An 18,118-nucleotide genomic window follows, 5' to 3' on the forward strand; every position below is an offset into this window, starting at 1 on the left:
GCGGCGCGGCAATCCAGAGCGAAGTGCTCTGCCGCCCCTGGATTGCCGCGGCCCCTGCGGGCCTCGCAATGACGACGGGGAGGGATTATCGGCTCAGCCTCCCTCGGCGGCCAGCGCCTCAGCCCTCTCGCGCCGCTTGCGCGCCCAGATGTTGAGCGCCTCGACGCCCGCCGAGAAGGCCATGGCGACGTAGATGTAGCCCTTGGGCACGTGCACGCCGAAACCGTCGGCGATCAGCACCACGCCGATCATCAGCAGGAAGCCCAGCGCCAGCATGACCACGGTCGGGTTCTGGTTGATGAAATTCGCCAGCGGATCGGCGGCGACGAGCATGACCACGACCGCCGAGATCACCGCCACGACCATGATCGGCAAGTGATCGGTCATGCCCACGGCGGTGAGGATCGAATCGATCGAGAAGACGAGGTCGAGCAGCAGGATCTGCACGATCGCCGCGCCGAAGCTCAGCGCCGCCTTACCGGCAACGCCCTTCGCCTCGTCGCCGCCGAACACGCTCTGCGCCGGGCTGGGATCGACGTTGTGGTGGATCTCCTTGGTCGCCTTCCACACGAGGAACAGGCCGCCCGCGATGAGGATCAGGTCGCGCCACGAGAACTGCGTCTCGAAGCTGGGTTCGCCGTGCGGACCGGGTGCGCCCTGGAAGCCGAGATCGATCACCGGCGCGGTCAGGCCGACCAGCCAGGCGATCGTCGTGAGCAGGCCCAGGCGCATGATCAGCGCCAGCGCGATGCCCGTGCGCCGCGCCTTCTGCCGCTGTTCGGGCGGCAGCTTGTTCGAGAGGATCGAGATGAAGATGAGGTTGTCGATGCCGAGCACGATCTCCATGACGACGAGAGTCAGGAGCGCGGCCCAGACGGCCGGATCGGAAAATAGCGTGACAAGTCCGTCCACGTTGGTCCCTTCACATCAGCGATGCTGGTGTCGATCGGGTCACGCGCGGTGATGAAGCCGGAAAGGGGCCGCCTGCACCGAGAGTGACTCGATGCGGTCCGACATCACGATCGTCGCTGAACGATCGCCAGAGGGGCCCGGCCCGCAGCTCGATACTATGAGCTCTTGGAAAAGCGTTCAAGCGGAACCGGGTTCCCGCCTTCTCGGATGGCCCGGACATTCGGCATCTCCGCGCCCAGCGTGCGACCAAAGCCTCTCCTTCCGTCACCCCGGACTTGATCCGGGGTCCCGCTTCTTGCAGCACGCAATGCATTGAGACCAATAGCGGGACCCCGGATCAAGTCCGGGGTGACGAGGATCAGCGGAAAGCCTCGTAAATCTGACGAGCGTCGGCCCCCGGATTTAGCGCATTGCTCTAGGCGCGCTCGTCCTTGGCCGATTCCATGACGATGTAGCTGGTGATCGTCGCCACCTGCGGCAGCGCGCCGAGGACTTCGGTGTGGAAATGCTTGTAGGCGGCGAGATCGGGCACTTCGACCCTCAGCAGGAATTCGATCGAACCGGTCACGTTGTGGCATTCGCGCACCGCCGGCGCCTCGACCATGGCGCGCTCGAAGGCGCGCTGCTCGTGGATCGTGTGCCGCGACAGGCCGACCGCGACATAGGCGATGAAGCCGCCACCCATCGCGATCGGATCGAGCACCGCGCGATAGCCGCGAATCACGCCGATGCGCTCGAGCTCGGCCACCCGGCGCGAGCAGGCCGAGGGCGAGAGGCCGACGCGATCGGCCAGTTCGGCATTGCTCAGCCGTCCCTCGCGCGAGAGTTCGCGCAATATTCCACGGTCGATACGGTCCATATTCACCGATCCTTGCAAATCTAGTGCAATCGATCGGTGAATATGCACCCAATCACTGCGCGTCACGCGCTATCATTGCACAATGATGCTCGACACCGGCACGCTCATAGCACTCGCGGTCTTCGCACTGGTCTCTTCGGCCACGCCCGGACCCAACAACCTGATGCTGATGGCCTCGGGGACCAATTTCGGTTTCGCGCGCAGCGGCGCGCACATGCTGGGCGTGGCCCTGGGCTTCGTGGCGATGATCGTCGTGGTCGGCAGCGGCGTCGGCCTCGCCATCCATTCGAGCTATTATGCCGGGCTGGCGCTCAAGGTCGCGAGCACGGTCTACATGCTCTACCTCGCCTGGAAGATCGCCACGGCACCGCCGCCGAACGTCGAGCTGCGCGCGGGCGGCAAGCCGATGACCTTCGTCCAGGCCGCCGCGTTCCAGTGGGTCAATCCCAAGGCCTGGGCCATGGCGCTGACCGCGACCGCGGTCTACGTGCCCGCCGACAACCAGACGCTCGGGCTCGTCCAGGTCGCCGTGGTCTTCGGCATGATCAACCTGCCCGTGGTCAGCCTGTGGACCGCGCTCGGCGTGCAGCTGCGCCGCCTGCTCGACCGCCCGCAGACCCTGCGCGCGTTCAACGTGGTCATGGCGCTGCTGCTCGTCGCCTCGCTCTATCCGACGCTGACGATGGAAGCCTGAGGCGAACTGCGTCCGAAGCGGACGGAGTTCACGCCGTAGCCGTGCCCGCAACGGCGGGACGCGTTTGTCGATGTCTCACTCCAGGAATATTCCGGCGATGCGGCAATTCCGCCGCATCAATGGAGAGACAGATGACACTGACCGAAGTCTGCATCCTCCTAGGCCTGTTGATTGCTTTTGCGACCCTCATCTTGAGGATCGTGGAGGTCATGCGGGTCAAGTAGCTGCACGGGCGAGGGGGTAAGCAGCAACTTGCCCCCTCAAACGGCCAAAAATGATTGACCCCCAGCCGCAGCAACGACTGAGGGTCATATCAACGGAGAATACTCCGACACTGACGAGTGTTCTTTAGCCCAAAACCATGAATTTTTCAAGTCCGCCGCGGCCTAGATGATCCCGGTCGCCTTGCCCGCGCGTTCGAACATGCCGATGATCGTCTGCACCTGCTCGGCCGAATGTTCGGCGCAGAGCGAGCAACGCAGCAGGGTCATGTTGGCCGGGGTCGCCGGCGGGCGCGCCAGGTTGACGTAGAGGCCTTCCTTGAGCAGCGCTTCCCACATCGCCGCGCCGCGCTCGAGATCGGGCATGATCACCGAGATGATCGCGCTCTGCGGGCTGTCGGTGCCGAGCTGGAAGCCGCGCTCCTTGAGCCCGGCATGCAGCGTGCGCGAGTTCTCCCAGAGATGCGCGCGCTTGTTGCCGGCGTGCATCAGCTTGCGGATCGAGGTCGCGGCCGTGGCGACGACGCTCGGCGGCAGGCTGGCGGTGAACACGTAGGGCCGGCAGACCAGCCGCATGATCTCGAACTTGGGGTGGTTCGACACGCAGAAGCCGCCGACCGTGCCGACGCTCTTGGAGAAGGTGCCGATGACGAAGTCGACGTCGTCGAGCACGCCCTGGTCCTCGGCGACGCCGCGGCCGTTGGGGCCGATGAAGCCCATCGAATGCGCCTCGTCGACCAGGACCATCGCGCCGTGCGCCTTGGCGACCGCGATCATCTCCTTGAGCGGGGCGATGTCACCCATCATCGAATAGACGCCTTCGAGGATGACGAGCTTGCCCGCGCCTTCGGGAATGCGCTTGAGGCGCTTTTCCATCGCCTCGATGTCGTTGTGCTTGAACGGCACGACTTCGGCGTCGCCCATCTTGCAGCCGTCCCAGATCGAGGCGTGGCTGTCGATGTCGAGGACGATGTAATCGCCCTTGCCAGCGATGGTGCTGATGATGCCGAGGTTCGCCTGGTAGCCGGTCGAGAAGACCATGGCGTGGTCCATGGCGTAGAATTCGCAGAGCGCCTCTTCGACCGCCTTGTGCCCGGCATAGGTGCCGTTGAGCACGCGGCTGCCCGTCGTGCCCGCGCCGAAATCGTCGAGCGCCTGCTTGCCCGCGTCGATCACGTCGGGGTCGAAGGTCATGCCCATGTAGTTGTAGGTGCCGAGCAGGATCGTCTCGCGACCGTTGCAGATCGCCGTGGTCGGCGAGAGCACCTTCTCCATGACGAGCCCGAACGGATCCTCGACGCCCGAGGCGAGCAGCCCCGCGCGCAGATCGATGATCGGCTGGAACTTGTCGAACAGGTCGCCCTTGGCGGTGGTGTCGGTCATGTCAGCCCTGCAGCTTGACCACGGCATCGACGAGCTGGCCGTAGGTCTCGATCTCGGCCTGCTGGTTCATGCTGATGATGATGTCGAACTCGTCCTCGATCGCCGCGACGAAATCCATGACGGTCAGGCTGTCGAACTCGAGGTCGCCCGAGAAGGTCGAAGCGTCGGTGATCGCGACACCCTTCTTGTTGAAGGGCGCGATCAGCGCTCCGATACGCTCGGCGGTGGCGGCGCGGTCCATGGTCAAAATAGGCTCCCGAAACAGGTCTGGCGCTCTGGCCAAGAAATGCGGCGCAAAAGCGGCGCTTGGGCAAGGTGTCAAGTCAAAGGGACTCGGCGGGGGCCGCGCCGGTCTAGAGCGCGGGCCGCTCGACCAGGCCTTTGACCGCCACCATGAACGGTCCGATCGAGACCGGCTTGGCCAGATAGGAATCGGCGCCCGCCTCGCGGATCCGCTCCTCGTCGCCCTTGCCGGCATAGGCGGTGACGGCCAGCACGGGAATCATCCGCAGCAACGGATCGGCCTTGGCCGCCTCGATCAGGTCGAGTCCCGAGACGTTGGGAAGCTGGATGTCCATGATGATCAGGTTGGGGACGAAGTTCTTCGCCTTGTCGAGCGCGTCGAGTCCATCGGACACGGGTTCAACGGCGTAGCCCTGACTCTTCAGGACATCGCAGAACAGCTTTCGATTGAGATCGTTGTCCTCGACAACGAGGATTCGCTTTGCCATTCGCCCGCCCGCGCACCATGTTGCGTGCTGCCCCTCTAGGCTTTGCAAGCGAGGCTGACAATTCCGGTAAATCCTTCTTCCCCCGTGCCAAAATTGGGCGTTGACGCGCAAACTCTGGCGCTGTCCGCCTTGGGCTGGGTCCTCGGCGACCAGGACCGGGCCGAGCGCTTGCTCGCTTTGACCGGTCTCACGCCCGAAAGCCTGCGCGAAAGGCTCGGCGATCCCGCGCTCATGGGTGCCGTGCTCGACTTCCTCTGCGCGCATGAGCGCGACCTCGTCGCCGCGGCCGAAGCGCTCGACGTGCCGCCGCAAGTGCTTGCGAATGCACGCGAAAGGCTGGTCTCGTGAGCCGTCCCCTGATCATCAGCGATTGCGACGAAGTGCTGCTGCACATGATCGTGCCCTATCGCGACTGGCTGGCCGAGCAGCACGGCATCGCCTTCGATCTCGGCCGCGGCGATTTCGCCCAGTCGATGACCCACGTCGGCACCGGCGATCAGGTCGCCCCCGAGGGCGTCTGGCGCTACCTCAACATGTTCTTCGACGACGAGATGCATCGCCAGTTTCCCATCAATGGCGCGATCGAAGCGATGACCGCGCTGGCCGAACATGCCGACGTCGTCGTGCTGACCAACCTGCTCGACCATCGCCAGGCGACGCGCACGCGCCAGCTGAGCGATCACGGGCTGGACCTGCGCGTGTTCACCAACCAGGGGCCGAAGGGCCCCGCGATCAAGACGATCCTCGACGAATACCAGCCGTCGCGCGCGGTGTTCATCGACGATCTCGCGCAGCATCACGATTCGGCGGCGGCGCTCGTACCTCAAGTCGATCGCCTCCACCTCTGCGGCGAACCGCTGCTTTCGCCACATATCGCTTGCGCCCACCGTGCAGGCCACGCCCACGCCCGGATCGACGACTGGGCCAGCGCCCTGCCCTGGCTGCTCGACCGGCTACACATCGAAAAGACACCCGAGGAAACCGCATGACCACTGACGCCGCCATCGATGCCAAGCTCGCCGAACTGGGCCTGACCTTGCCCGCCCCGGCCGCGCCGGTCGCGGCCTATGTACCGGTGGTCGTCGCGGGCGGTCTCGCGCACGTCTCGGGCCAGCTGCCCTTCGTGAACGGCGCTCTGGTCACGGGCCGGCTCGGCGAAAGCGTCAGCGCCGAGCAGGGCTACGAAGCCGCGCGCGCCTGCGGGCTGATGATCCTGGCGCAGCTGCGTGCCGCGCTCGGCTCGCTCGATCGGATCGAGCGGATCGTCAAGCTCGGCGCCTTCGTCAGCTCGACCGGCGATTTCACCGAACAGCCGAAAGTGGCGAACGGCGCCTCGGAGCTGATGGCCGTGCTGTTCGGCGAGGCCGGCAAGCACGCGCGCAGCGCGGTCGGCGTGCCCGTGCTGCCGCTGGGCGCCGCCGTAGAGGTCGATGCGATTGTCGCCGTTCGCGCCGATTGACCGCTGGCTGGCGCCGGCGCCCGATCCGGCCCGCGTGGCCTGGATCGGTGAGCACGTGTTCGCGCACCGCGGCCTGCACGGCCCGGGTGTGCCCGAGAATGCGCCGAGCGCCTTCGCCGCCGCGATCGAGCGCGGCTTCGGCATCGAATGCGACATCCAGCGCTCGCGCGACGGCCAGGCGATGGTCTTCCATGACTGGGAGCTCGACCGGCTGACCGAGGCGAAGGGCCCCGTCGCCAAGCGGACCGCGGCCGATCTCGGTGCGCTGACCTTGACCGGCAGCAGCGATACCGTGCCCAGCCTGCGCGAGCTGATCGACCAAGTCGCCGGCCGGGTGCCGCTGCTGATCGAGATCAAGTCACGCCGTGACATGCACATCGCACCAGTCTGCCTGGCGGTCCGCCGCGTGCTCGAAGGCTATCGCGGCCTGCACGCGGTGATGAGCTTCGACCCGCGCGTCGTCCACTGGTTCGCCCGGCATGCGCCGCTGACCCTGCGCGGCCTCGTCGTCACCGAGGAGAACGCCAAGGACGCGATCGCCGCGATCAAGCGCCACCTCGCGCTGTGGCGAGCCAAGCCGCAGTTCCTCGCCTACGACATCCGCGACCTGCCCAGCAGCTTCGCCGCCAGCCAGCGCGCGCGCGGCCTGCCCGTCGCGAGCTGGACCGTGCGCAACCCCGAACTGCGCGCGCGCGCCGCCGAGCATGCCGACGCGCCGATCGCCGAAGGAGCCGGCATTCCGTGAGTGAAGCCGATTTCACCGTGCGGGTCCTGTCGGCCGTGGGCGAGACCGAGGCCGCCGAATGGGACGCGCTGAGCGCTGAAGGACCGGGCGGCACCAACCCCTTCGTCAGCCATGCCTTCCTGGCCGCGATGGAGGATTCGGGCAGCGTCGGCCAGGGCACGGGCTGGCTGCCGACACCGCTGGTGATCGACGGTGCCGATGGCCGCCTCTCGGGCGCGCTGCCCGCCTACGTCAAGTCGCACAGCCAGGGCGAATACGTGTTCGATCACAGCTGGGCCGATGCCTGGCACCGCGCCGGCGGATCCTACTATCCCAAGCTGCAAATCGCCGTGCCGTTCACCCCGGCGACCGGGCCGCGCGTGCTGACCCGCGAACCCGCACTCGCCGCGCCGCTGCTGCTGGCGGCCGAGCGGTTCTGCGCAGCGCACGGCCTGTCCTCGGCCCATGCGACCTTCATCGCGCCCGAACAGGCGCCGTTGTTCGAGAAGGCCGGCTGGCTGCTGCGCGACGACATCCAGTTCCACTGGACCAACCGCGGCTATGCGAGCTTCGACGATTTCCTGGGCGCGCTGTCGTCGCGCAAGCGCAAGGACCTGCGCAAGGAGCGCGCGGCGGCGCAGGACGGCGTGAAGATCCGCGCGCTGCGCGGCGACGACATCCGCGCCGAACACTGGGACGCCTTCTGGCAGTTCTATCAGGACACCGGCGCGCGCAAATGGGGGCAGCCCTATCTGACGCGCGAGGCCTTCACCCTGCTCGGCGAGCGGATGGCAGACCGGATTCTGCTGGTGCTGGCCTTCATCGACGACAGCCCAGTGGCCGGCGCGCTCAACTTCATCGGCGGCGACGCGCTATACGGACGCTATTGGGGCGCCGTGATCGACAAGCCGTTCCTCCATTTCGAGCTCTGCTACTATCAGGCGATCGACGCGGCGATCGCGCTCGGGCTCGAACGGGTGGAAGCGGGCGCGCAGGGCGGCCACAAGCTGGCGCGTGGCTACGAGCCGGTGCGCACGCTATCGGCGCATTATATCGTCCACGCGGGCTTCCGCGAAGCCGTGGCCGATTTCCTCGCGCGCGAACGCGAAGGCATTGCGAGCGATCAGCTCTATCTCGGCGGTCGAACGCCGTTTCGTAAGGAAGACAGGTCCCGGCCCTGATCCGGGACTGGCAGGACGCGCGAGGCTGTCCTGGTGTGATAGTCGGCCTATCCGCCTAGGCCGCTATGGATTTCAGGCCGCTTTGCGGCTCGTGGCAGCCAGCCACTGGCGCGCGCGGCGCTGGGCTTCTGCGATTTCACGCGCGGTCATCTCTTCGGAGATGTCGGCGCGGCACATCTGGGCTTCTTCGTGACCGACGACTGCAGCCAGGTTGAACCACTTGTGAGCTTCGACGAGATCGACGGCAATGCCGTGTCCGCCGGTCGAGAAGGCAACGCCGAGTTCGAAGTAGGCGTTGATGTCGCCGTGGGCCGCATTGGCCAGGCAACGGGCCACCATCATGTCGCCGGCCGTATCGTGGCACTCGCTGACGGTGGAGAGATCGACTTCATGTAACCATGCTTTGCTCATCGAAACATCCCTTCATAAATCCTCGGGCCCTCCTTCGCCCGTCCATGACAAGAGAATTGCCCGATTTATGGTCAACAAAGGGTTAACGCCGTCGGCGAAATCGCGGGGTCCCGCTTCGACATAGGTCTAACCGCACAAGCCCTTTGAAATTTCACGTAGGACAACCGCCATTGCCGCTTGTGCGGCTTCCGGGGGGCAACTATAGGCGCGGCAACCGTGGCTCGCTCTACGTCACCGGCAAAAGCCGGGGCAGCATAACGCAAGCGGCCCTGGGGAGGAGTGGTGCGGAGACTCTGATGGCGACTGCCCTTGCTGATGAAATCGACGTTCTTGCGAAGGCCAAGCGTGCGATAGGGGGCGATTACGCTCCCAGCGAAGACGAACCTTACATGTCCGAGGCGCAGCAGGATTATTTCCGGCGCCTCCTGCTCGAATGGAAGAAGTCGATCCTAAACTCTGCCGCGGATACGCTGCAGCAGCTCCAGGAAGGCCCGATCCGCGAGCCCGACCTTAACGACCGCGCTTCGAGCGAGACCGACTGGGGTATCGAGTTGCGCACGCGCGACCGGCAGCGCAAGCTGATCGCCAAGATCGATTCGGCACTGCGCCGCATCGAGGAAGGCGAATATGGTTACTGCGAAGTCACGGGCGAGCCGATCGGCATCGGCCGGCTCATCGCCCGCCCGGTCGCAACGATGACGGTCGAGGCCCAGCAGGCGCATGAAAGGCGCGAGAAAATCTCGCGCGACGACTGAGCCGGCACTGTCTCGATGTGGGATGCCCGACACGGCGATTAAGGCTTTGTTGGGCAGTTCCTTTTATCACTCGGCGAGGTCGCAGCGGCTATGATAGGCTCATGGCTGCATGAGAGAGTCGCGGAATGGCGCTGGGCAATCGGCTAGGCGAGATAATGGACGGTAACGAAAATAGGCAAATCGCGCGCGACAGCCTGTTCGTGATGGCCGACCTGCGTCTGCCGGGTTCGAACGACGAACATCGGATCAAGGTGCGCAATCTTTCGGCCGGCGGCATGATGGGTGAAGGCGCGGTCCGCGTCTCACGCGGCGACGAGGTCGAGATCAAGATCCGCAACGTCGGCTGGGTCGCCGGCTCGGTCGCCTGGGTCCAGGACGATCGCTTCGGCGTGGCCTTCCGCGACGAGATCGATCCCAAGATCGCACGCGCCTCGGTCGCTTCGGACAGCACCGTCTCGCCGCTCCATCGCCCGGCTCCGCGCGAAGAGCGCGCGCTGCGCAAGATCTGATCGCACGCTTCGGCGGGCATTAGGCTCGATCCGCATTTCCGATTTCAGGGAAAATCCGTTAGTCCTCGCGTAGATGCGCAAGGCCCTGCAGATCGCCGCCCGCCATGCCTGGCTCTCTGCCTTGCTGTTGCTGGCCGCCTGCGGTTCGGGCCAGGATGCCGCGCTCAACGTCGTCGCCATCGGCAGCACCGCTTCGCCTTTCGAGAAAGGCGTGCGTTTACCACCTTCAGCCCGCCTGATCCGCGGCGCGACGAGCGAAGGCCTCGTCGGCTTCGACGAACAGGGCCAGGTCGTGCCCGCGCTGGCCGACCGCTGGATCGTCACCGATGACGGCCTCAGCTATATCTTCCGCTTGCGCGACGGCACCTGGGCCGACGGCAGTCCGCTGAGCGCGCAGACGCTGCGCACGGCCTTGCGCGAGACCATGGCCAGCCTGCGCGGAACGCCGCTGGCGCTCGATCTCGCGGGGATCGGCGAGATTCGCGTGATGACCGGGCGCGTCATCGAGATCCGCCTTGCCGCGCCGATGCCGAACCTCCTGCAACTGCTCGCCCAGCCGGAGCTCGGCATTGCCCCGAAAGGCCGCGGTACCGGGCCGATGCGGCTGCAGCGTCAGGGTGACGTGGCGCTGCTGACCCCGATCGCCCCGGAGGCACGCGGCCTTCCCGCGATCGAGAGCTGGTCCGATCAGGTCCGCCCGCTACGGCTGCGCGCCTTGCCGGCCAAGCAGGCCGTAGACCTGTTCAACAGCGGCGAGGCCGACGTCTTGCTCGGCGGCCGGATCGAGGACTTTCCGCTCGCGCGATCGGTCGGGCTGATCCGCGGGACGATCCAGCTCGATCCCGTCATGGGCCTGTTCGGCTTGGCCGTCGTCGACGGTCAGGGTTTCCTCGCCGCGCCCGAGAATCGCGAGGCGGTGGCGCTGGCAATCGACCGCGATGCCCTGATCGCACCCTTCGGCCTCGGCGGCTGGAGCCCGACGACGCGCATCGTAGGTACCGGCGTGGCCGACGATCCCGGCTCGATCGGCGAGCGCTGGGCCGGGCTGAGTATCGACGAGCGCCGCGGACAGGCCGCAGCCCGTGTCTCGGGCTGGCGCAGCGGCCACGGCGGGGCGCCGATCGTGCTGCGACTGGCCTTGCCGGGCGGTGCCGGCGGCAAGATCCTGTTCGATCGTCTGCAGGGAGATCTCAAGGCGATCGGCCTGCAGACGCTGCGCGTCGGCCCCGACGACGATGCCGACCTGCGCCTGTTCGAGGCCGTGGCCCGCTATCCGCGCGTCGGCTGGTACATGAACCAGCTCAGCTGCGCCGGCCAACGCGGGCTTTGCAGCGAGAATGCGGACCGCACCCTGGCCCAGGCCCAGCGCGCGATCGACCCGGCCGTTCGCGCCGAACTGCTGGCCGATGCCGAAGCCGAACTGACCAAGGCCAACGTGTTCATCCCCTTCGGCCCGCCGATCCGCTGGTCGCTGGTGCGCGGCGACGTCCACGGCTTCGCCGCCAATCGCTGGAACATGCATCCCTTGATGCCCATGGCCCTACGCCCCAAGTAGAGGCGAGGAGCCGCCCTTCTCGCGGTTCCGGCAAGGAGCGAGATGGCCGGTACGGCACAGCAGGCGCGGCGGATGACGCCCGAATTTCCCCTCGGCCGCGACGCGGCTTCGGTGCGGCGGCGGATCGAAGCGATCGAGCGCCTGCTCGAGCGCAGCTTCACCCTGCCCGGCACCAGTCAGCCCGTCGGTCTCGATGCGATCGTCGGCCTCGTCCCCGTCGCCGGTGACGCGGTCGGCGCCTTGATGGGCCTCTACCTGGTCTGGGAAGCGCGCAACCTGGGCATGTCGAAGTGGCAGATGACGCGGATGCTCGGCAATGTTGGGCTCGATACGGTGATCGGCGCGATCCCCTTCGTCGGCGTCGTCGGCGACTTCCTGTTCCGCTCGAACAGCCGCAACCTCAAGATCGTGCGCAAGCATCTCGATCGCCATCATCCGGGCTCGCGCGTGATCGAAGGGTAGCCGCGGCGACGGCATCGGCTATGCTGGCGCGATGCGAACCGCCCTTCCCCTGATCGCCCTGCTGACGCTGGCCGCCTGCGGCAAGTCGGACAACGCCCCCGGCCCCGGCGGCGTCACCCTGGGCGAGGCGAAGGCGCTCGACGAAGCGGCGGAGATGATCGAGAAGCGCCAGTATCCCTCGGGATCGCCGGAAATGCCTGGCCCCTCGACCGCGGCGACCACCGTGCCCTGACGATCAGTCGAAGCGCACCTTGCCGCGCCCAGCCTTGACCGCGCCGCGGATTTTCTTACCCGCTAGCCGTTCGGTCTTGCCGACCCGGTTCAACCGCGATTTCGCGCGCTTTTCGGGCAGCTTGTGCGCCTCGCGCAGCAGTTCGGCCAGGCGTTCGCGCGCATCGGCGCGGTTGGCTTCCTGGGTGCGGAAGCTGCGCGCGGTGAGCACTATCTCGCCCTTGGCGGTCATCTTGCTGCCCGCGAGCTCCTTGAGCCGATGGAACACCGCCGGCTGCAAACGCAATGCAAAGACGTCGAGCCGCACCTGCACCGCGGTTGCAACCTTGTTGACGTTCTGCCCGCCGGGGCCGGCGGCGGCGATGAAGCTTTCCTCGATCAGCGAGAGCGCGCGCTGAACGACCTCATCCCCGTTTTCAGGCATCACTGAAGCCGAGCGCGACGAAGTCCGCCGGCAGCGGCGCCACCGCGACGATCGCCGGCTTGGTCTCGCGCTGAACGGTCAGCCCGGCGCCATGGAGCATCGTCCGGCCCGCGCCTTTTCCATCGCCATAGACCGGATCGCCGAGCAGCGGCACGCCGAGACCCGAGGCGGCGTGGACGCGGATCTGGTGGGTGCGGCCGGTCTCGGGGCGGAATTCGACCAGGGTCAGGCCGCCCGCGACCATGAGCTTGCGCCAATGCGTGATCGCCGGCTTGCCCTTTTTCGCCGGGATCATCCGCCAGCCCTTCTCGGCGCTCGAGATCTTCGACAGCGACAGTTCGATCGTGCCCTCGTCGGCCTCGATCTGCCCGGCAAGCACGGCGAGATACCGCTTCTCGACCTGGCGCGCCTCGAAGGCCGCCGAAAAGCGCTTGTGCGCCTTGGGGTTGCGCGCGAGCAGCAGACAGCCCGAGGTGTCCTGGTCAAGCCGGTGAACCGGCAGCGGCTGACGCTGGAAACCGAAACGCAGCTCGTCGAGATGATCCTCGAGGCTGCGCCCGCCGGCGCGCGGCTGGTCGAGCGGCAAGCCCGCGGGCTTGTCGATGACCAGCGCTTCGCCGTCTTCGAAGAGGATGCGGATGTCGGTCATGCCAGTGCGCTCCCAATGCGGCGCAGCGCTTCCGTCAGTTGCGCCTCGTCGGCGGCGAAGGAGATGCGGAAACCGTCCTGGCCACCAAAGGCCGAAGCGGCGACGATCGCGACGCCGTGGTCGAGCAGGTGGAAGGCGAGCTTCTCGCCATCACCGAACCGGCCCATCAGCGGCGCGGCATCGACCATGCAGTAGAACGCGCCGTCGGGCACTGGCGCCGACAGGCCCGGGATCGCGTTGATCGCACCCACCACCAGATCGCGCCGCGCGCGGAAGCGCTCGCGCCAGTCGAGCAGGAAGTCCTGTGGCCCCTCGAAGGCCGCGACCGCCGCCGCCTGGCTGACCGAAGCCGGGTTGCCCGAACTATGCGACTGCAGCTTCTCCATCGCCTTGATCAGCCAGGCCGGGCCGGCGGCGACGCCGATGCGGAAGCCGGTCATCGCGTGGCTCTTCGACACGCCCGAGACCGTCAGGACGCGATCCGCCAGATCCGGGCATTCGACCGCCAGGGTCGCGTGCGCGCCCGCGCCATAACGGATCGGCGCGTAGATATCGTCGCTCATCACCAGCACGCGCGAGTGGCGGCGCAGCACCTCGCCGAGCGCGCGCAGTTCCTCGGCCGGATAGGTCGCGCCGGTCGGGTTGCCCGGGCTGTTGAGCAGCAGCCAGCGCGTGCGCGGCGTGATCACCGCCTCGAGCTGCGCCGCAGTCACGCGGAAGCCGCCCGCGGCCTGGGTCGGCAGCTTGACCACTTCGCCGCCGGCGAAGCGGACGATCTCGGGGTAGGACACCCACCAAGGCGCCGGGATCAGCACCTCGTCGCCCGGATCGAGCGTCGCCAGCAGCGCGTGGAAGATCGCCTGCTTGCCGCCGGCGCTGATCGTCACCTGGCTCACTGGAACTTCGATGCCGAGGTCGCGCGCGAAGTGCAGCGCCGCCGCCGCCTTCATCCGCGCCGTGCCGCCGACTGCGGTGTACTTGGTGTCGCCGGCATCCATCGCCGCCTTGGCCGCGGCGATGACGTGGGCGGGCGTGGCGAAATCGGGCTCGCCGACCGAGAGCGAGATGATGTCGCGCCCTTCCGCCTTCAGCGCGATCGCGCGGTCGGTCATGGCCGTGGTCTGCGAGGGAGCGATGCGCTGGAGCGCTATGGATGTCTGGTTCATGGTAACAGGATCACGGCAGGAGTCGGGCGGGCATCAGCCCGCGCAGGGCATTGCCGATGAGGAAGCCGGGACCGAGATCGGCCAGCGTCAGCTCGGCCTCCTCGGCCAGACCCTGCTCGATCAGCGAGCGGCGCAGCACGCCGGGCAGCAGCCCGAGCGCGAGCGGCGGGGTCAGCAGCTTGCCGTCGCGCTCGACGAAGACGTTGGTGAAGCAACCCTCGGTAACGAGGCCGTCGCTGCGCAGGAACAGCGCCTCGGCCGCGCCTTCCTTGCGCGCGGCGTTGAGGCCGATCTCGTAGAACCCGCGGTCCGAGCTCTTGTGGCGCAGCCGCCAGTCGCCGGAATCGATGGGCAGTCGGAACAAGGCGCAGGGCGCGGGATCGGGCAGGGCCGGCGGCAGATCAGCGAGTTCGAGGCTGAACGAGCCGCTCCGCGCCACGACCAATCGCAGCTTCGAAGGTTGATCAGCCTCGAAGCACAAGGCCTGGATGGCGTTGCGCACGGCGTGGCGATCGAAAGTGAAACCCAGCTCGGCCGCGCTCGCCTTCAACCGTTCGAGATGGAGCTCGAGCAGCGGAATGCCGTCATCGGGCGTGAAGGCCATGGTCTCGATCAGATCGAAACTCTCGGCAGATTCTCGCACGAAACCCCCTTTTACCAGGCACTCACGCCATTCGCCGAGCCCGTCGGAATCGGCGACGATGGCCGATCCCACTCCGAGTACGGCCCTCCCCCCATTTTCGCCGGGGGTCAGACGCAAAGTCCGGATTGCCACATTGAAAGCGCTATCGCCAGAGGCATCGATCCGACCGATCGAACCACAGTAGGCGCCGCGGGCATCGCGCTCGACCCGATCGATCAGTTCCATTGCCCGGATCTTGGGCGCGCCGGTGATCGAACCGCAAGGAAACAGCGCGCGGATCATGTCGACCGCGCCCTTGTCCGGCTGCAGCCGCGCACGCACGGTCGAGACCATCTGGTGCACGGTCGGATAGGTCTCGACCGCGAAGGCATTCTCGACGCGAACCGAGCCCGGCGCGGCGACGCGCGACAGGTCGTTGCGCATCAGGTCGACGATCATCAGGTTCTCGGCGCGGTCCTTGACCGACTCCGCGAGCTCCGCCGCAAGCGCCGCGTCCTCCGGGGCCGCACGCCCGCGCGGGCGCGTGCCCTTCATCGGCTTTACCGTCGCAGCGCCGTCCTTCAGTGCGAAGAACAGCTCGGGCGAGAAGCTGAGCAGCCAGTGTGCGCCGTCGTAGACCAGGCCGCCGTAGCCGGCGGCGGCGGCGGGACGGATCGCGGCGTAGAGCGCCAGCGGATCGCCGTGCCAGGCCGCTGCCAGCCGGAAGGTCAGGTTGGCCTGATAGATGTCGCCGGCCTGGATCGCCGCCTGCAGCGCGGCGAAGGCCTGTTCGTAGCCGCCGAAGCCGAGCTGCGGCTCGACCGGACCGATCGCGCCCGGCCCGCTGGCCTGCGCGGCGAGCCATTGCGGCATGTCGGCGGCGGGGATCGTCTCATAGCCCGCAAAGGCGCCGAACCAGACGAGCGGCCCGGCCGCACCGGTGCGCGCGGCGGCGAGCGGCATCAGCCGCGGCTCGAGCGCCAGCCCGGCCTCATAGGCCAGATAGCCCGCCATCTCGTGTCCCGCGCGGTGCAGTTCCTCGATCCGCGCCAGCGCCGGCGCGACCTCCTCGGGCCGCCGCGCGACGACCAGTTCGAGCGGCGCGCGATAGAGCCGCGCGTCGCTCGCACCCTCGGTCCGGGCATCGTCGAGCAGGATGAAAGGTTCGCGAGCGAGCATTCGAGCGGCCTCTAGCCCCATCGTCATCCCGGCGAAAGCCGGGACCTTTGGCCATTGTGTCTCGGCGCTCTCAGAAACGGCCGAGAGAGGTCCCGGCTTTGACCGTTGGTCGACTACGTCTCGCCGGGATGACGGGCGTTGCCGGGATGAACTAGAGTTCACAAAAATCCCTCTCGCCGCCGCCCGCCACGCCCGGTATCACCCGCAAGACAAGATCGAACGGAGCGGCGGATGAGCGAGATCTACGTGGGCCTGGGCGCGAACGGCGAGCGGCAGGTGCTCCATCTCGGGCGGGCCAACCGCCACGGCCTGATCGCCGGCGCCACCGGCACGGGCAAGACCGTGACCCTGCAGACCATCGCCGAACAGTTCTCCGCCGCCGGCGTGCCCGTGTTCCTGGCCGACGTGAAAGGCGATCTTTCGGGCATCGCCATGGCCGGCAGCCCGCAGTTCAAGAACGCCGCGATCCTCGAGGCCCGCGCCAAGGAGATCGGCATCGACAACTATGCCTATCGCGACAATCCGGCGATCTACTGGGATCTCTACGGCGAGCAGGGCCATCCGATCCGCACGACGATCTCCGAAATGGGGCCGCTGCTGCTGGCGCGGCTGATGGGGCTCAACGAGACGCAGGAAGGCGTGCTCAACGTCGCCTTCCGCTATGCCGACGACAACGGCTGGCTGCTGCTCGACCTCGAAGACCTCCAGGCCGTGCTCACCGCCACGGCCGAGGCGGCGAGCGAACTCGCTACCAAGTACGGCAACGTCACCAAGGCTTCGGTCGGCGCGATCCAGCGCCAGCTGCTGTCGTTCGAGAGTCAGGGCGCCGCCTCGTTCTTCGGCGAGCCCGCCTTCGAGATCGCCGACTTCCTGCGCGCCGACGATCAGGGCCGCGGCTACGTCAACGTGCTCGCCGCCAGCAAGCTGATGCAGAGCCCCAAGCTCTACGCCACCTTCCTGCTCTGGCTGCTGTCCGAGCTGTTCGAGGCGCTGCCCGAGGTCGGCGACCCCGACAAGCCCAAGCTCGTGTTCTTCTTCGACGAGGCGCATCTGCTGTTCGAGGATGCGCCCGACGCGCTGATGGACAAGGTCGAGCAGGTCGTCCGCCTGGTCCGCTCGAAGGGCGTCGGCGTCTATTTCATCACGCAGAACCCGATCGACATTCCCGAGAAGATCGCCGGCCAGCTCGGCAACCGCGTCCAGCACGCCTTGCGCGCCTTCACCCCGCGCGACCAGCGCGCGATCAAGGCCGCGGCCGAGACCTTCCGCATCAACCCCGACCTGAACGTCGCCACCGCCATCACCGAGCTCAAGGTCGGCGAGGCGCTGGTCTCGACCCTGCAGGAAGACGGCAGCCCGTCGGTCGTGCAGCGCACGCTGGTGGCGCCGCCGGTCTCGCGGCTGGGCCCGGTGACCGACAAGGAGCGCGCGATCGTCCAGTCGATCAGCCCCTGCGAAGGCAAGTACGACACGCTGGTGGATCGCGATTCAGCGGCCGAAGTGCTCGAACGCAAGGCGCAGGATGCCGCCGCCGCGGCGCAGGTCGTCGAGGAGAAGGGCGAGGAGGTGCAACGCGCGCAGCCGCGCCAGTCGCCCTCGCTGTGGGAGAAGGCCGGCAAGGCCGCGCTCGGCGCCGCCGCGGCCTCGGCCGGGACCATGGTCGCGCGCTCGATGAGCGGCAAGAAGTCGAGCGCTTCGCCGATGGCTTCGGCGGCGACCGCCGCGGTCGGCGCGGTCCTCGGCAGCGGTGCACTGGGCCGCTTCGCGCGCGGGCTGCTGGGCGGCCTGCTGCGCTGAGGGTACGCCGTGCCAGACTTGCCCCAACACTTCCCGTCGCCCCTGCTAAGGCAGGGGCCCAACTGACCTAACGCCCAAGCGCCGCGGCAGCGTTCGCATTGCCAGCTTGGTTGGGCCCCTGCCTTCGCAGGGGCGACGAAAGTTGAGGGGCAAGAACGATTAGATTTTGCCGATCACCGCGCTAAGCTCGGGCG

The 18,118-nt window shown here is 67.2% G+C and carries 22 protein-coding genes; 12 read left to right on the forward strand and 10 right to left on the reverse strand.

The genetic code is table 11. The annotated features are described in order from the left end of the window. Positions 1-93 precede the first annotated feature (93 nt). On the reverse strand, positions 94-846 hold the full coding sequence (locus OLX23_RS08680) for a TerC family protein (RefSeq protein ID WP_413629815.1): 753 nt from the start codon (positions 844-846) through the stop codon (positions 94-96). A 481-nt stretch (positions 847-1,327) separates the two neighbouring features. After that, the gene (locus tag OLX23_RS08685; RefSeq protein WP_264444458.1) at positions 1,328-1,771 is read right to left on the reverse strand and encodes an Lrp/AsnC family transcriptional regulator; all 444 of its coding nucleotides are present in this window, start codon (positions 1,769-1,771) and stop codon (positions 1,328-1,330) included. Between the two features lie 82 nt (positions 1,772-1,853). Between OLX23_RS08685 and OLX23_RS08690 the strand changes: the two genes are divergently transcribed. Continuing rightward, positions 1,854-2,465 (forward strand): LysE family translocator, encoded by a 612-nt coding sequence (locus OLX23_RS08690; protein ID WP_264444459.1) that lies wholly within the window; start codon positions 1,854-1,856, stop codon positions 2,463-2,465. A gap of 386 nt (positions 2,466-2,851) precedes the next feature. Here the strand turns inward: OLX23_RS08690 and spt are convergent, their stop codons facing one another. The 3 genes from spt to OLX23_RS08705 all read right to left on the reverse strand — a co-directional run bounded on the left by spt (position 2,852) and on the right by OLX23_RS08705 (position 4,800). Continuing rightward, positions 2,852-4,069, reverse strand: a complete 1,218-nt coding sequence (gene spt / locus OLX23_RS08695) for a serine palmitoyltransferase (protein WP_264444460.1) — start codon at positions 4,067-4,069, stop codon at positions 2,852-2,854. Between the two features lies 1 nt (position 4,070). Then, positions 4,071-4,310: an acyl carrier protein gene (locus OLX23_RS08700; protein ID WP_264444913.1), complete on the reverse strand. Its 240-nt coding sequence runs from the start codon at positions 4,308-4,310 to the stop codon at positions 4,071-4,073. Between the two features lie 112 nt (positions 4,311-4,422). Further along, positions 4,423-4,800, reverse strand: coding sequence for a response regulator (locus tag OLX23_RS08705; protein WP_264444461.1), 378 nt, complete (start codon positions 4,798-4,800; stop codon positions 4,423-4,425). 129 nt (positions 4,801-4,929) lie between these two features. Here OLX23_RS08705 and OLX23_RS08710 point away from each other — a divergent pair, with 129 nt between their 5' ends. Genes OLX23_RS08710 through OLX23_RS08730 form a run of 5 tightly spaced genes read left to right on the forward strand, consistent with a single transcriptional unit; the run spans position 4,930 to position 8,164 of the window. Next, positions 4,930-5,148: a DUF3572 domain-containing protein gene (locus OLX23_RS08710; RefSeq protein WP_413629795.1), complete on the forward strand. Its 219-nt coding sequence runs from the start codon at positions 4,930-4,932 to the stop codon at positions 5,146-5,148. Beyond that, a complete protein-coding gene (locus OLX23_RS08715) occupies positions 5,145-5,789 on the forward strand; it encodes an HAD family hydrolase (RefSeq protein ID WP_264444462.1) in 645 nt (214 codons plus the stop codon). The genes OLX23_RS08710 and OLX23_RS08715 overlap by 4 nt, the downstream gene beginning before the upstream one ends. After that, positions 5,786-6,259 carry a RidA family protein gene (locus OLX23_RS08720; RefSeq protein WP_264444464.1) on the forward strand — a complete coding sequence of 158 codons (474 nt, stop codon included), beginning with the start codon at positions 5,786-5,788 and terminating at the stop codon, positions 6,257-6,259. The genes OLX23_RS08715 and OLX23_RS08720 overlap by 4 nt, the downstream gene beginning before the upstream one ends. Next, positions 6,231-7,004, forward strand: a complete 774-nt coding sequence (locus OLX23_RS08725; RefSeq protein ID WP_264444466.1) for a glycerophosphodiester phosphodiesterase family protein — start codon at positions 6,231-6,233, stop codon at positions 7,002-7,004. Before OLX23_RS08720 ends, OLX23_RS08725 begins: the two co-directional genes overlap by 29 nt. After that, positions 7,001-8,164, forward strand: coding sequence for a GNAT family N-acetyltransferase (locus OLX23_RS08730; protein WP_264444467.1), 1,164 nt, complete (start codon positions 7,001-7,003; stop codon positions 8,162-8,164). Before OLX23_RS08725 ends, OLX23_RS08730 begins: the two co-directional genes overlap by 4 nt. A 72-nt stretch (positions 8,165-8,236) precedes the next feature. Here the strand turns inward: OLX23_RS08730 and OLX23_RS08735 are convergent, their stop codons facing one another. Beyond that, positions 8,237-8,575, reverse strand: a complete 339-nt coding sequence (locus tag OLX23_RS08735) for a hypothetical protein (protein ID WP_264444469.1) — start codon at positions 8,573-8,575, stop codon at positions 8,237-8,239. A 296-nt stretch (positions 8,576-8,871) separates the two neighbouring features. On the opposite strand from OLX23_RS08735, the gene dksA reads away from it, so the two are divergent. From dksA to OLX23_RS08760, 5 genes are all read left to right on the forward strand, one after another. Next, positions 8,872-9,330 carry an RNA polymerase-binding protein DksA gene (dksA, locus tag OLX23_RS08740; RefSeq protein ID WP_264444470.1) on the forward strand — a complete coding sequence of 153 codons (459 nt, stop codon included), beginning with the start codon at positions 8,872-8,874 and terminating at the stop codon, positions 9,328-9,330. Positions 9,331-9,485: 155 nt separating this feature from the next. Continuing rightward, a complete protein-coding gene (locus tag OLX23_RS08745; protein ID WP_264444472.1) occupies positions 9,486-9,839 on the forward strand; it encodes a PilZ domain-containing protein in 354 nt (117 codons plus the stop codon). Positions 9,840-9,912: 73 nt separating this feature from the next. Continuing rightward, entirely contained in the window at positions 9,913-11,394 is a 1,482-nt protein-coding gene (locus OLX23_RS08750) for an ABC transporter substrate-binding protein (RefSeq protein WP_264444473.1), read from the forward strand. A 42-nt stretch (positions 11,395-11,436) separates the two neighbouring features. After that, positions 11,437-11,856, forward strand: a complete 420-nt coding sequence (locus tag OLX23_RS08755) for a DUF4112 domain-containing protein (RefSeq protein WP_264444474.1) — start codon at positions 11,437-11,439, stop codon at positions 11,854-11,856. Positions 11,857-11,887: 31 nt separating this feature from the next. After that, a complete protein-coding gene (locus OLX23_RS08760; RefSeq protein WP_264444476.1) occupies positions 11,888-12,088 on the forward strand; it encodes a hypothetical protein in 201 nt (66 codons plus the stop codon). 3 nt (positions 12,089-12,091) lie between these two features. On the opposite strand, the gene arfB is transcribed toward OLX23_RS08760, so the two are convergent. The 4 genes from arfB to pabB are packed head-to-tail and all read right to left on the reverse strand — an operon-like array spanning position 12,092 to position 16,127. Further along, the gene (arfB, locus tag OLX23_RS08765) at positions 12,092-12,511 is read right to left on the reverse strand and encodes an alternative ribosome rescue aminoacyl-tRNA hydrolase ArfB (protein WP_264444477.1); all 420 of its coding nucleotides are present in this window, start codon (positions 12,509-12,511) and stop codon (positions 12,092-12,094) included. Beyond that, positions 12,504-13,160, reverse strand: a complete 657-nt coding sequence (locus OLX23_RS08770; protein WP_264444478.1) for an RluA family pseudouridine synthase — start codon at positions 13,158-13,160, stop codon at positions 12,504-12,506. The genes arfB and OLX23_RS08770 overlap by 8 nt, the downstream gene beginning before the upstream one ends. Then, positions 13,157-14,326 (reverse strand): pyridoxal phosphate-dependent aminotransferase, encoded by a 1,170-nt coding sequence (locus OLX23_RS08775; RefSeq protein WP_264444479.1) that lies wholly within the window; start codon positions 14,324-14,326, stop codon positions 13,157-13,159. The genes OLX23_RS08770 and OLX23_RS08775 overlap by 4 nt, the downstream gene beginning before the upstream one ends. Positions 14,327-14,336: 10 nt before the next feature. After that, positions 14,337-16,127 (reverse strand): aminodeoxychorismate synthase component I, encoded by a 1,791-nt coding sequence (gene pabB, locus OLX23_RS08780; RefSeq protein WP_264444480.1) that lies wholly within the window; start codon positions 16,125-16,127, stop codon positions 14,337-14,339. A 231-nt stretch (positions 16,128-16,358) separates the two neighbouring features. Between pabB and OLX23_RS08785 the strand changes: the two genes are divergently transcribed. Further along, on the forward strand, positions 16,359-17,924 hold the full coding sequence (locus OLX23_RS08785; RefSeq protein ID WP_264444482.1) for a DUF853 domain-containing protein: 1,566 nt from the start codon (positions 16,359-16,361) through the stop codon (positions 17,922-17,924). Positions 17,925-18,118: the final 194 nt, after the last annotated feature.

The sequence above is a fragment of the Novosphingobium sp. JCM 18896 genome (assembly GCF_025938095.1).
Taxonomy (GTDB): domain Bacteria; phylum Pseudomonadota; class Alphaproteobacteria; order Sphingomonadales; family Sphingomonadaceae; genus Novosphingobium.